We start from the raw sequence: 13,102 nt of genomic DNA, 5'->3' as shown, positions 1-13,102 counted from the left end.
AAAACGTGCTCGGTCAGGAGCAGGGAGCGCACAGGCGCTGGCGTTTCACGCGAGTACACATAATAAAGGGATTCACCGCATGAGGAAATCACTACTCGCCTTGCTGCTCGTGGGCTGGGCCGGTTTCGGCCAGGCGCAGGTGCCGCTCCGGGAGGGTTATCCACAGCGCTACACCGTGGTGGCGGGCGATACCTTGTGGAGCATCGCCAACCGCTTTCTGCGCGATCCCTGGCAATGGCCGGCGCTCTGGCAGGCCAATTCCAGCCTTGCCGACCCCGATTTGATCTACCCCGGCGACTCCCTGGCGCTGGTACAGATCAATGGTGAGCCGCGCCTGACCCTGGAACGCGGTGCCTCCCGGGGCACCCTCAAGCTGTCGCCCCAGGTGCGCCGCACGCCGCTGGTCGAGGCGATCCCGACCATTCCGCTGCAGGCCATCGACAGCTTTCTGCTGAGCAACCGCATCCTCGACCGGGCCGACGCCTTCGACAGCGCACCCTACATAGTCGCCGGCGATGCCGAACGGGTGCTCAGCGGCACCGGCGACCGGATCTTCGCGCGCGGCCGCTTCGACCCGGAACAGTCGGCCTACGGCATCTTCCGCCAGGGCAAGACCTACACCGACCCGCAGAGCGGCGAACTGCTGGGAATCAATGCCGACGAGATCGGCGGCGGCGAGGTGGTCGCGGTCGAGGGCGATATCGCCACCCTGCAATTGCAGCGCACCACCCAGGAAGTACGCCTGGGCGACCGCTTGTTCAGCGGCGAGCCGCGGGTCATCAACTCGACCTTTGTTCCCAGTCCGCCGAGCCGGGCGGTCGAGGGCCTGATCATCGACGTGCCACGGGGCGTCACCCAGATCGGCGCGCTGGACGTGGTGACGCTGAACAAGGGGCGGCGCGATGGCCTGGCTGAAGGCAATGTGCTGGCGGTGCTGAAAACCGGTGAAACCGTGCGCGATCGGGTGGCCGGCGGCCAGGTGAAGATGCCGGATGAGCGGGCCGGCCTGCTGATGGTTTTCCGCACCTACGACAAGCTCAGCTACGGCCTGGTGCTCAACGCTTCCCGCTCCCTGGCGATCATGGACAAAGTGCGTAACCCGTAAAACCCGTCAACAAGTTACCAACAGAGTTATCCACAGCTTATTCCTGCTTCAGCTGGGCTTATAACGATCAAGGATGATCCCATGTCACTGCCTGCCCAGGCTCCGGTTTCCCCCGCGGAACTGGAAGCCCGTCTACGCTTGCACCGTTTGCCGGACTTCGGTCCGAAGCGTTTTCATTTGCTGCTCGAAGCCTTCGGTTCGGCCTCCAAGGCCATCAGCGCGCCGGCCAGTGCCTGGCATGCGCTGGGCCTGCCGGCGGGCGCGGCTGAGGCCCGGCGCAACGCCGAGGTGCGCGATGGCGCCAGCCGTGCATTGGCTTGGCTGGAGCGTCCGGGCCAGCATTTACTGATGTGGGACCAGCCTGACTACCCGCCACTGCTGAATGAAATTGCCGATGCGCCGCCGCTGCTGTTTGTCGCCGGCGATCCGCGGATCCTGGAAAAACCGCAGTTGGCGGTGGTCGGCAGCCGTCGCGCTTCGAGGCCCGGCATGGACACCGCCGCGGCCTTTTCCCGCAGCCTGGCCGCCGCCGGTTTTGTCATCACCAGCGGCCTGGCGCTGGGGATCGATGGTGCGGCGCACCAGGCCGCCCTGGAGGTCGGTGGGCAGACCGTCGGCGTACTGGGCACCGGCCTGGAAAAATTTTATCCACAGCGCAATCGGCGCCTGGCCGATGCCATGATCGCCCAGGGCAGCGCGCTGGTTTCCGAGTTCCCGCTGGAGACCGGGCCCCACGCCAGCCACTTTCCCCGGCGCAACCGGATCATCAGCGGCCTGTCCCTTGGCGTGTTGGTGGTGGAGGCCAGCGTCGCCAGCGGTTCGTTGATCACCGCCCGGCTCGCCGCCGAGCAAGGCCGCGAGGTGTATGCGATACCGGGGTCGATTCATCACCCCGGGGCCCGGGGCTGTCATCAGCTGATTCGCGATGGCGCGGTGCTGGTGGAGACCATCGAACATATCCTCGAAGCCTTGCGTGGCTGGCAACGGCTGCCGTTATCCACAGCCCCGCCAACGGCCGCGCCCGCTCACCCGTTGCTGGCGCTGTTGCACGCCGCGCCGCAGACCAGCGAGGGCCTGGTGGAGGCCAGTGGCTTGAGCCTGTCCAGGGTGCTGGCGGCGCTTACGGAACTGGAGCTGGAGGGCCATGCGGTATGTGAAGCAGGCTGCTGGTATGCCCGGGCAAAAGGCTAGGCTTTATAGGCAGGATCGGTAAACTGCGCACAGCCTTAATCCGGAGAGTCAGCAATGGTCAGCAGTTGGCGTGTGCAACAAGCCGCACGAGAAATTCGCGCAGGGGCGGTGATTGCCTATCCAACCGAAGCAGTCTGGGGGTTGGGGTGCGACCCGTGGAACGAAGAGGCGGTGGACCGGTTGCTGGCCATCAAGTCGCGCTCCGTGGACAAGGGCCTGATCCTGATCGCCGACAACATCCGCCAGTTCGATTTTCTCTTCGAGGACTTCCCCCAGGAATGGCTCGATCGCATGGCCAGCACCTGGCCGGGCCCGAACACCTGGCTGGTGCCCCATCAGAATCTGTTGCCGGAATGGGTCACCGGGGTCCATGACACCGTAGCCTTGCGGGTCAGCGATCATCCAGTGGTGCGAGAGTTGTGCGCGTTGGTGGGGCCGCTGATTTCCACTTCGGCCAACCCCCAGGGGCGCCCGGCCGCGCGCACGCGGATTCGCGTCGAGCAGTATTTCCGCGGGCAACTGGACATGGTCCTGGGCGGCAACCTGGGCGGACGCAGGAACCCGAGCCTGATCCGCGACCTGGTGAGCGGCAGGATCGTGCGTCCGGCCTAACACCGCGTCATCGTTTATCGCGGGCAAGGACTAGGCGTCCCCCCTGCTCCTACGCAACCCTGTGGTACACGGCATTGGGTTCGACACGAACCCGTAGGAGCGAGCGGGCGGCGATCCGACTTGCCCGCGATGCATTTCAAGGCAGCAGAATGGTCGAACCCGTAGTGCGTCGCGCCGACAGTTCGGTCTGCGCCTTCGCCGCGTCCGCCAGTGGATAACGCTGGCCGATCTCGATCTTCAGCTTGCCGCTGGCGATCATGCCGAACAGGTCGTCGGCCATGGCCTGCAGGTTCTCGGCGTTGTTGGCGTAGGTGCCCAGGGTCGGACGGGTGACGTACAGCGAGCCCTTGGCCGCCAGGATGCCCAGGTTGACCCCCTCCACCGCGCCCGAGGCGTTGCCGAAGCTGACCATCAGGCCCCGTGGCTGCAGGCAGTCCAGCGAGGTCAGCCAGGTGTCCTTGCCTACGCCATCGTAGACCACCGGGCATTTCTTGCCGTCGGTCAGCTCCAGCACACGCTTGGCCACGTCTTCATGGCTGTAGTCGATGGTTTCCCAGGCGCCGAGGGATTTTGCCAGCGCGGCTTTTTCCGGCGAGCTGACGGTGCCGATCAGCTTCACCCCCAAGGCCTTGGCCCACTGGCAGGCGAGCAGCCCGACGCCGCCGGCGGCCGCGTGGAACAGCACGGTTTCGCCGCCCTTGAGCTCATAGGTCTGGCGCAGCAGGTACTGCACGGTCAGGCCCTTGAGCATCACCCCGGCCGCCTGTTCGAAGCTGATGCTGTCCGGCAGGTGCACCAGATTGTCCGCGGGCAGCACATGCACCTCGCTGTAGGCGCCCAGCGGGCCGCTGCCATAGGCCACGCGATCGCCGACCTTGAAGCGGGTCACGGCGCTGCCCACCGCCTCGACCACCCCGGCCCCCTCGGCGCCCAGGCCCGATGGCAAGGCCGGTGGCGCGTAGAGACCGCTGCGGTAGTAGGTGTCGATGAAGTTCAGGCCGATGGCCTTGTTGCTCACGCGGACCTGTTGCGGGCCCGGTTCGGCGGGTTGGTAATCCACATACTCGAGTACTTCCGGGCCGCCATGGGCCCGGAACTGGATACGTTTGGCCATCTGCAATCTCTCCTCGGTCGTGTCGCGAAAGTGCCTTATCGGACTCCTATGCTTGACCGCCGTCAACTGCGACCGGCCCCCGCGCAGTGTTATGCTACGCGCCCATTTGCGCAGGCCCCCTGCTGTATCCCTGGCGCCGCGTAGCTTTGCCCGATTCAAGGTGATGCCATGACTACCCGCACCGAGGCCGTAAAAGCCTACCTGCTCGACCTGCAAGACCGCATTTGCGCTGCCCTGGAAGCCGAAGACGGCGGTACGCGCTTCGTCGAAGACGCCTGGACCCGACCGGCCGGCGGTGGCGGGCGCACCCGGGTGATTGCCGACGGTACGGTGATCGAGAAAGGCGGTGTCAACTTTTCCCACGTGTTCGGCAGCGGCTTGCCGCCGTCCGCCAGCGCCCACCGGCCCGAACTGGCCGGCCGTGGCTTCGAGGCGCTGGGCGTGTCGCTGGTGATCCACCCGCACAACCCCCATGTGCCGACTTCCCATGCCAACGTAAGGTTCTTCATCGCTGAAAAAGAAGGCGAAGAGCCGGTCTGGTGGTTCGGCGGCGGTTTCGACCTGACCCCCTACTACGCCAACATCGATGACTGTGTGCACTGGCACCGCGTCGCGGAAAAGGCCTGTGCGCCGTTCGGCCCGGACGTCTACCCGCGCTACAAGGCCTGGTGCGACAGCTACTTCCACATCAAGCATCGCAATGAACCACGCGGCATCGGCGGCCTGTTCTTCGACGACCTCAACGAGTGGGACTTCGACACCAGCTTCGCCTTCATGCGCGCCATCGGCGACGCCTACCTCGAGGCCTACCTGCCGATCGTCCAGCGCCGCAAGGCCCTGGCTTATACCGAGAAGCAGCGCGAGTTCCAGGAATACCGTCGCGGCCGTTATGTCGAATTCAACCTGGTCTACGACCGCGGCACCCTGTTCGGCCTGCAATCGGGCGGGCGTACCGAGTCGATTCTCATGTCCCTGCCGCCGCAGGTCCGTTGGGGCTACGACTGGAAAGCCGAGCCGGGCAGCGAAGAAGCGCGCCTGACCGAATATTTCCTGCAGGACCGCGACTGGCTGGCGGGCTCCGCGTAAAGCGTTGCAGCCGGCTGGCCGGCGCTGGACGATAATGCGATTGAACAGAACAGCGTAGCGCCCCTGTCGGCCAGCAAGCTGGCTCCTTCAGGGGCGTGCATGAGGGTTTTATTGGATGGATCAGTACGTCGTTTTTGGTAACCCGATCGGCCACAGCAAGTCGCCGCTGATTCATCGGCTGTTCGCCGAGCAGACGGCGCAGCGGCTGGTCTACACCACCCTGCTGGCGCCCCTCGACGATTTCGCCGGCTGTGCCCGCGGGTTCTTCGTCGACGGGCGTGGCGCCAACGTCACGGTGCCGTTCAAGGAAGACGCCTATCGCCTGGCCGACAGCCTGACCGCCCGCGCCCAGCGCGCCGGCGCGGTGAACACCTTGAGCAAGCTCGCCGATGGCAGCCTGTTGGGCGACAACACCGACGGCGCCGGCCTGGTGCGCGACCTTACGGTCAACGCCGGCTTCAGCCTCAAGGGCAAACGCATTCTGCTGTTGGGTGCCGGTGGCGCGGTGCGTGGCGCGCTGGAGCCGCTGCTGGCGGAGCAGCCGGCGTCGGTGATCATCGCCAACCGCACGGTGGAAAAGGCCGAACTGCTGGCCGAGCTGTTCGGCGACCTGGGGCCGGTGTCCGCCAGTGGTTTCGACTGGCTGCGCGAGCCCGTGGACCTGATCATCAATGCCACCTCGGCCAGCCTCACTGGCGACGTGCCGCCGATCGCCGCCAGCCTGATCGAGCCGGGTAGGACTGTGTGCTACGACATGATGTATGGCAAGGAGCCGACCGCCTTCTGTCGTTGGGCCAGCCAATACGGTGCGGCGATTTCCATGGATGGCCTGGGTATGCTCGCCGAACAGGCGGCGGAAGCCTTCTTCCTGTGGCGCGGCGTGCGCCCGGACACCGCGCCGGTGCTGGCGGAGCTGCGGCGCCAGCTGGCGCTCTGAGGCACCGCGTCATCGTTCATCGCGGGCAAGTCGGATCGCCGCCCGCTCGCTCCTACGGAATTGTGTCGTACACAACATTGAGGTTCGACACGAACCTGTAGGAGCGAGGCTTGTCCGCGATCAATCCTCAAACCGGATCGGGCATTTCTCCGCGCCTTCGAGCTTTCTCAACTCTTCGATCACCGACGCGCGCGCGCGGCGCAGGGTCAGGCTGCGGTTCTGCCGCAGCAGGCGGCGGGCTTCCTGGTGCAGCATGGCCACCCCGGAATAGTCTATGAAGTTGATCTGCCGGGCGTCGATCACCAGGCGTGGCGCATGGCAGCGCTGCATGCGCACTTGCAGGTAGTGGCTGGCGCCGAAAAAGATCGAGCCGCCGACCCGCAGGATGTCCTCGTCGCCTTCCCGGCCATGCTGCACGCGCGGTTGCGAGGTGCGCTTGAGGTAGAAGAACAGCGATGCCAGGACCCCGGCATAGATCGCCGTCTGCAACTCCAACAGCAAGGTGGCGACACAGGTCAGGCTCATCACCACGAACTCGGCGCGGCTGACCCGGAACAGCGCGCGAATGCCGTGATGATCCACCAACCCCCAGCAGATCAGCAGGATGCTCCCGGCCATGGCCGGGATCGGGATATGGGCGATCAGCGCCGCGCCGGCCACGGCGAACAAGGCCACCCACAGCGCCGAGAACACCCCCGCCAGGGGCGAACAGGCGCCGGCTTCGTAGCTCAGGCCGGAACGGGTGAAGGAGCCGGACGACAGGTAGCCGGAGAAGAACGCGCCGACGATATTCGACAGGCCCTGGGCGCGGACTTCCTGGTTGGCATCGAGCAACTGCTCGGAGCGCGCCGACAGCGAGCGGGCGATCGACAGGCTGGTCACCAGCCCCAGCATGCCCACCGCCACGGCGCTGGGCAGCAGGCGCAGGATCATGTCCAGATCCAGCGGCAGCGGACTGAACGGCGGCAGCCGCCCGGTAAAGGCGCTGACCAGCTTCACCTGGCCGAACAGCGCCGGCCACAGCCACACCACCAGAGCGCTGAGGATCAGGCTGATCAGCAGCGACGGCCAGCGCGGCACCAGCAGTTTCAGGGCCAGGCCGACGACCAGCGTGCCCAGGCCGAGGATCAGCGAGGGTTTATCCACGGCATCGAGATGGGCGAACAGCGAGGTCAGGCTGTTCAGCGCGGTGGCCTCGCTCGGCAAGTCCAGGCCCAGCAGGTTGGGCAACTGCCCCAGGGCGATCACCACCGCGGCGCCGAGGGTGAAGCCGAGCACCACCGAGTGGGACACGAAGTTCACCAGCGCGCCGAAGCGCAACAGCCCCAATAGCCACTGGAACAGGCCGGCGAGCAGGGTCAGCAACAGGATCAGGGTGATGTAGTCCTGGGACGCCGGCACCGCCAGGGGGCTGACGCTGGCGTAGAGGACGATGGAGATCGCCGCGGTCGGGCCACAGATCAGGTGCCAGGAGGAACCCCAGAGGCAGGCGATCAGCACCGGGACGACGGCGGCATACAGGCCGTATTCCGGCGGCAGGCCGGCGATCAGGGCGTAGGCGATGGATTGCGGCAGGGCGAGGATGGCGCCGCTCAGGCCTACCAGCAGGTCGCGCCCGACGCTGGCGCGGGTCTGCCGCGGTAGCCAGCTCAGGAAGGGCAAGAGTGAATGGCGATTGGGCCAGGCCATGGGTCCTCGCGGTCGGGATGGGGCGAAAGGCGTCAGGGTGGAGTGTCAGTTGACGTGGTGCAAGGGGTGAGATCTTTTCGCGAGCAAGCTCGCTCCTACAGAGAATTGAATGATCCATGTAGGAGCGAGCTTGCTCGCGATAGGGCCGGGCCTGCCTATAACTTGGCCTGCACCGCCGGCAGCGCATCCTTGCCGTCGAGGGTCTTCACCCCGTCCAGCCACTTGTCCAGCACCGCCGGGTTGGCCTTGATCCAGGTCTTGGCTGCATCCAGGTTGCTGACCTTCTTGTTGGCCACCTCGGCCATGATGCTGTTCTCCATTTCCTGGGTGAAGCTCAGGTTGCTCAGCAGTTTGCCGACGTTCGGGCAGGCCTGTGCATAACCCTTGCGGGTCAGGGTGTAGACGCTGCCGGTGTTGCCGAAGTACTTCTCGCCTCCCTTGAGGTAATGCATTTTCAGCTGCACGTTCATCGGGTGCGGGGTCCAGCCGAGGAAGGTGACGAACTTCTGCCTTTTCACCGCCCGCGAGACTTCGGCGAGCATCGCCTGTTCGCTGGACTCGATCAGCTTCCACTGGCCGAGGTCGAAGTCGTTCTTCTTGATGATCTCCTGCAACGACAGGTTGGCCGGGGCCCCGGAGCCGATGCCGTAGAGCTTTTTGTCGACTTCTTTTGGGTGTAGCTCGGCGTATTTGTTCAGGTCGTTGAAGTCATGCACGCCGGCGTCCCAGACGTAATCCGGCACCGCCAGGGTGAACTCGGTGCCGTCCAGGTTCTTCGCCAACTGGGTGACATCGCCATTGGCCACGAACTTGTCGTAGAAGCCCTGCTGCGCCGGCATCCAGTTGCCCAGGAACACATCCACCTGGCCGTCCTTGAGCCCGCCGAAGGTGATCGGCACCGCCAGGGTATCGACCTTGGCCTTGTAGCCCATACCGTCCAACAGGAAACCGGCGATGGCGTTGGTGGCGGCGATGTCGCTCCAGCCCGGGTCGGCCATCTTCACGGTCTCGCACCCCTGTTCGGCCCAGGCCAGGGCCGGGATCGAAGCACTGCCCAGCGCCAGAAGCGCGGCCGTCACTGCTGTGGATAACCTTTGCATGCTCTTCCCCTTACGTTATTGGTTTTGGCAGGGTTGTGGATAACGAGCTTTGCGCTCCAGATCGTCGAGATCGATGTGGTTGCGCATGTATTGCTGGCTGGCGTCGACCAGTGGCTGGTGGTCCCAGCTCTTCAGTTTGCCGAGGCTCAAGGCGCCTGCGACGAAGCGACGGCGGCGCTGGCTGGCGAGTACCTGTTGATGAATGTGCGGGATATCCCATTTGGCCCGGGCTTCGCGGAGAAAATCCTCGAATAGCTGGCGATGTTGCGGTGATTGGCTGAGTTCTTCCTGCTCGCGCGGATCGTTGGCCACATCGAACAGCAGGCACGGGTCGTCTTCGCTGTAGATGAACTTGTAGCGGCCGCGACGAATCATCATCAGCGGGCCGATGGTGCCTTCGGCCATGTATTCGCCGAAGACTTCGTCATGCCCGCCCTGCCCTTGCAGGTGCGGCACCAGGGAACGGCCATCCAGCGCCAGGCCCGGTTGCAGTTGGCCACCGGCCAGTTCCACCAGGGTCGGCAGCAGGTCGGCGGTCGAGACCGCCTGGCCCACCCGGCCAGCGGCGAACTGCCCCGGCGCGCTGACCAGCAGCGGCACCCGCGCGGCCATTTCGAACCAGTGCATTTTGTACCAGAGGCCGCGCTCGCCGAGCATGTCGCCGTGGTCGCCGGAGAAAACGATGATGGTGTCGTCGATCAGCCCGGTTTCCTCCAGGGTTTCCAGGAGTTTGCCGACGTTGCTGTCGATATAGCTGCATGCGCCGAAATAGGCGCGACGCGCGTCGCGAATCTTATCCACAGGCAGCGGCTTGTCCCACAGGTCGTAGACCTTGAGCAGGCGCTGGGAATGCGGGTCGAGCTCGGCCTGGGCCGGGGTCTGCGGCAGCGGAATATCCTCGTCGCGGTACAGGTCCCAGAAGGCTTTGGGAATGGTGTAGGGGTCGTGCGGGTGGGTCATCGACACAGTCAGGCAGAACGGCTGGTCGCCGTCTTCGCGAACGTGATCGAACAGGTACTGGCGGGCCTTGAACACCACCTCTTCGTCGAAATCCAGCTGATTGGTGCGCACGCATGGCCCGGCCTGCAGCACCGAGGACATGTTGTGGTACCAGCTCGGGCGCACGTCCGGCTCGTCCCAGTTCACTGCCCAGCCATAGTCGGCCGGGTAGATATCGCTGGTCAGGCGTTCTTCGTAACCGTGCAACTGGTCCGGGCCGCAGAAATGCATCTTGCCCGACAGCGCGGTGCGGTAGCCCAGGCGGCGCAGGTAATGGGCGTAGGTAGGGACATCGGCGGGGAAGTCGGCGGCGTTGTCATAGGCGCCGATCTTGCTCGGCAACTGGCCGCTGACCAGGGTGAAACGCGAGGGCGCGCACAGCGGGCTGTTGCAGTAGGCGGCGTCGAACACCACGCCTTGCTCGGCGAGACGGTTCAGGTGCGGCAGCTTGATGGGCGATGGACCGTAGAACGGCAACATTGGCGCGGCCATCTGATCGGCCATGATGAAAAGAATGTTCTTGCGCTTCATGTATTCGCGGCATTCCATAGTAGGCAGTTATGCGAAAGTGCTGCGATCGAGCATGTAACCCGTGGCTTTCGCGGTAAAGCCCATGTACGGCAATGACTAGGATAAGCACAGCTTATGTATGAAGCGCTTGGCGACCTGTCCCTGGACCTGTTCCGCGTATTCGAGGCGGCGGCGCGCCAGCGCAGCTTTACCGCCGCGGCAGTGGAGCTGGGCACCACCCAACCGGCCATCAGCCAGCAGATCAAGCGGTTGGAGGAGCAGCTCGGCACCCGGCTGTTCGACCGCATCTACCGTGGCATCGAACTGACCGAGGCCGGCAGCCAGTTGTTCGAACAGGTGCAGGCCGGCTTGCAGAGCATCGACAACGGCCTGAGCGCCATCACCGCCCAGCATCAGCATGAGGTGCTGCAGGTGGCCACCGACTTCGCCTTTGCCGCCTACTGGCTGATGCCGCGCCTGCACCGCTTCCATGCCGCCAATCCACAGGTGGACGTGAGCCTGGTCACCAGCGAGCGCAGCCACAACATGCTGCGCAGCGATATCGACGTGGCGGTGCTGTTTGGCGATGGCCGTTTCAAGCAGGGGGAAAGCCATTGGCTGTTCAATGAAGAGGTGTTTCCGGTGTGCAGCCCACTGCTGCTCAAGGAACGGCCACTGCCCCTCGGCGCCCAGTCGCTGCTGGAGTTCCCGCTGCTGCACCTGAAGGGGGAAAACAGCAGCCACTGGTTCGACTGGAGCGGTGTGTTCCGCGAGTTGGGGATCACCACCCCGCCGGCGCCGGGGCAGCTGCGTTTCGACAACTACACCCTGCTGATCCAGGCGGCGATCGGCGGCCAGGGCGTGGCCATCGGTTGGCGCCACCTTGTGGATAACCTGCTGGCGCAAGGTCTGTTGTGCCGGCCGATCAGCGAAACGGTGATTTCCCGCTACGGCTATTACGTGGTCCTGCCCCAGCGCAAACGTCGCGGGGCGCTGATCCAGCGGTTCTTTGACTGGTTGATGGCCGAGCAGGCCGACAGCGCGCAATCCCTGACCGGGTTGGGGTTGCCTTCGATTGCGATCTGAGATCAAGGCTCAACACACGAAGTTCACATGTTCGCCCACATGCAGGTTCAGTTGCTGTTCATCGGCGATGCCGGCAGCCACCCGCGCCAGTCGCTGCACTGGCTCGTCCAGCTTCGGCGGGAGGCTGCCGGCGGGCTGGCTGAAATGCTCCAGGGTCAGCCTGGGGACGCTCTGCGGCGCATTCACCAAGGTCCAGCGCAAGCTGCTGCCTTGCAGCGCGTCGAGGATGGCTTCGGCCGCCTGGCGGTCTGGGTAACCTTCCATCTCCGGCTGGTCCAGTACCTCGAAATTCCCCACCAGAAACAGGCGTCGGACGCCCGCGGTCTGCATGCCGGCGATCAGTGCTTCGACCGCGCGCACTTGCTCCCGGGGTTCGAGCTGCAGGTTTTCCTGCTGTTCGAGGCCCATGGGCAGCCCCGGGGCATCCAGCAGGCAGGCCACCACATCGCCTCCAGCCACGCTTTGCCTGACTCGTGCAGCGTCGAACAGGTCACCGCATTTGGTACGCAAACCGGGAAGGGGCTCGAGGGCCGTCAGGTCGTCGAGGATGGCGATGACCTCATGCTGGCGCCGCATGAATTCCGCCATCAGCGCGCAGCCCAGGCCGCTCATGGCACCATAGAGCACCAGCTTGACCACCGGGGTTTCGGCATTTTTCATGGCGCGGCTCATTTCTTTACACTGGTGATATTTTGACCTGTAGGCCATGGCCAGGGTTCGACTTTGTCGCGAGGGTTTCCATGCAACGCATCAAGGGCTATCACGCCCACGTGTATTTCGACGCCAGCACCATCGACCAGGCGCGGGCCCTGTGTGAACAGGCGGCGCAATTGTTTCCGTTGAAGATGGGGCGGGTGCATGAACGGCCGGTCGGCCCGCATCCGGACTGGAGCTGCCAGCTGGCGTTCGAGCCGCAGTACCTGGGGGTGGTGCTGCCGTGGCTGGCGCTCAATCGCAACGGGCTGGTGGTGTTCCTGCACCCGGATACCGGGGACGACCTGAAGGATCACACGGAGCATGCGGTCTGGATGGGAGCGATCAGGCCGCTGGATCTGTCGATTTTTTGAGTTTTTCGTAGGAGCGAGCGGGCGGCGATCCGACTTGCCCGCGATGAACGATGATGCGTTGTGACAGACGCACCGCATCGCCTTCATCGCACGCAAGCTGTGCTCCTACAGGAGCGGGTGGTCAATACAACACGCCGTCGAGGATCTCGTAGACGATCCCGCTGCCCACCGCGATCAGCACGATATCGGCGCCCATGCGCCGCCATTCATAACCCTGGTAGTACGGCAGGTGCGCCAGGGCGCGGTTGTCCAGGCGTTCGCCGTAGTAGCCGCGAGGCAGCGGCTGACCGCGCACCAGACGGATGCCGTGGGGCGGTGGCGCGCCACGTACGAAGTAGGCGTGATTGTCGCGAATGGTCTCGCGCACCGGGCCGAAATCCCGGGGCGGGCTGCCACGCCGATCGGCCTGCGGGCCGCGATGTTCATCGCCATGATTGTCCGCGCGATTGTCTCCTCGATTGTCGTAGCGACCCTGTTGCGGGCCTCCGCGATCATGGTCGTCGCGTGGGTCGGCGACCGCGTGCAGCAGCGGGCTGGCGCTGAGCATCAGCACACCGAGACCGGCAATCAGGCGTTTGGGCATTTTCATCGGGTCTTCCTCAGAAC

The 13,102-nt window shown here is 64.8% G+C and carries 13 protein-coding genes; 7 read left to right on the top strand and 6 right to left on the bottom strand.

The window, feature by feature from the left end:
- The first annotated feature begins 79 nt into the window (after window positions 1–79).
- From J4D52_RS07060 to J4D52_RS07050, 3 genes are all read left to right on the top strand, one after another.
- Window positions 80–1,105, top strand: coding sequence for a LysM peptidoglycan-binding domain-containing protein (locus tag J4D52_RS07060; RefSeq protein WP_063433551.1), 1,026 nt, complete (start codon window positions 80–82; stop codon window positions 1,103–1,105).
- Between the two features lie 81 nt (window positions 1,106–1,186).
- Complete coding sequence (gene dprA, locus J4D52_RS07055; protein ID WP_102676297.1) at window positions 1,187–2,296, top strand: DNA-processing protein DprA; 1,110 nt, start codon at window positions 1,187–1,189, stop codon at window positions 2,294–2,296.
- A gap of 54 nt (window positions 2,297–2,350) precedes the next feature.
- Window positions 2,351–2,908, top strand: coding sequence for an L-threonylcarbamoyladenylate synthase (locus J4D52_RS07050; RefSeq protein ID WP_025806861.1), 558 nt, complete (start codon window positions 2,351–2,353; stop codon window positions 2,906–2,908).
- Window positions 2,909–3,044: 136 nt separating this feature from the next.
- On the opposite strand, the gene J4D52_RS07045 is transcribed toward J4D52_RS07050, so the two are convergent.
- Complete coding sequence (locus J4D52_RS07045; RefSeq protein ID WP_025806860.1) at window positions 3,045–4,022, bottom strand: NADPH:quinone reductase; 978 nt, start codon at window positions 4,020–4,022, stop codon at window positions 3,045–3,047.
- A 168-nt stretch (window positions 4,023–4,190) separates the two neighbouring features.
- Here J4D52_RS07045 and hemF point away from each other — a divergent pair, with 168 nt between their 5' ends.
- Window positions 4,191–5,108: an oxygen-dependent coproporphyrinogen oxidase gene (hemF, locus tag J4D52_RS07040; protein WP_053276807.1), complete on the top strand. Its 918-nt coding sequence runs from the start codon at window positions 4,191–4,193 to the stop codon at window positions 5,106–5,108.
- A gap of 115 nt (window positions 5,109–5,223) precedes the next feature.
- On the top strand, window positions 5,224–6,045 hold the full coding sequence (gene aroE / locus J4D52_RS07035; RefSeq protein ID WP_102676296.1) for a shikimate dehydrogenase: 822 nt from the start codon (window positions 5,224–5,226) through the stop codon (window positions 6,043–6,045).
- 120 nt (window positions 6,046–6,165) lie between these two features.
- On the opposite strand, the gene J4D52_RS07030 is transcribed toward aroE, so the two are convergent.
- The 3 genes from J4D52_RS07030 to betC all read right to left on the bottom strand — a co-directional run bounded on the left by J4D52_RS07030 (window position 6,166) and on the right by betC (window position 10,364).
- Complete coding sequence (locus J4D52_RS07030; RefSeq protein ID WP_102676295.1) at window positions 6,166–7,734, bottom strand: SulP family inorganic anion transporter; 1,569 nt, start codon at window positions 7,732–7,734, stop codon at window positions 6,166–6,168.
- Window positions 7,735–7,889: 155 nt separating this feature from the next.
- Entirely contained in the window at window positions 7,890–8,834 is a 945-nt protein-coding gene (gene choX, locus J4D52_RS07025) for a choline ABC transporter substrate-binding protein (protein WP_102676294.1), read from the bottom strand.
- A 15-nt stretch (window positions 8,835–8,849) separates the two neighbouring features.
- Window positions 8,850–10,364 carry a choline-sulfatase gene (gene betC, locus J4D52_RS07020; RefSeq protein ID WP_102676293.1) on the bottom strand — a complete coding sequence of 505 codons (1,515 nt, stop codon included), beginning with the start codon at window positions 10,362–10,364 and terminating at the stop codon, window positions 8,850–8,852.
- Between the two features lie 114 nt (window positions 10,365–10,478).
- Here betC and J4D52_RS07015 point away from each other — a divergent pair, with 114 nt between their 5' ends.
- The gene (locus tag J4D52_RS07015; protein ID WP_025806854.1) at window positions 10,479–11,429 is read left to right on the top strand and encodes a choline sulfate utilization transcriptional regulator; all 951 of its coding nucleotides are present in this window, start codon (window positions 10,479–10,481) and stop codon (window positions 11,427–11,429) included.
- Window positions 11,430–11,438: 9 nt separating this feature from the next.
- Here the strand turns inward: J4D52_RS07015 and J4D52_RS07010 are convergent, their stop codons facing one another.
- Window positions 11,439–12,089: an NAD(P)-dependent oxidoreductase gene (locus J4D52_RS07010; protein ID WP_102676292.1), complete on the bottom strand. Its 651-nt coding sequence runs from the start codon at window positions 12,087–12,089 to the stop codon at window positions 11,439–11,441.
- 80 nt (window positions 12,090–12,169) lie between these two features.
- Here J4D52_RS07010 and J4D52_RS07005 point away from each other — a divergent pair, with 80 nt between their 5' ends.
- Entirely contained in the window at window positions 12,170–12,496 is a 327-nt protein-coding gene (locus J4D52_RS07005; RefSeq protein WP_053276814.1) for a DOPA 4,5-dioxygenase family protein, read from the top strand.
- A gap of 121 nt (window positions 12,497–12,617) precedes the next feature.
- On the opposite strand, the gene J4D52_RS07000 is transcribed toward J4D52_RS07005, so the two are convergent.
- On the bottom strand, window positions 12,618–13,085 hold the full coding sequence (locus tag J4D52_RS07000; RefSeq protein ID WP_102676291.1) for an anti-virulence regulator CigR family protein: 468 nt from the start codon (window positions 13,083–13,085) through the stop codon (window positions 12,618–12,620).
- Between the last annotated feature and the right edge of the window lie 17 nt (window positions 13,086–13,102).

The sequence above is a fragment of the Pseudomonas sp. GW460-12-10-14-TSB1 genome (genome assembly GCF_017349775.1).
Lineage (GTDB): Bacteria > Pseudomonadota > Gammaproteobacteria > Pseudomonadales > Pseudomonadaceae > Aquipseudomonas > Aquipseudomonas piscium.
This window is presented reverse-complemented; position numbering and strand designations above follow the sequence as displayed.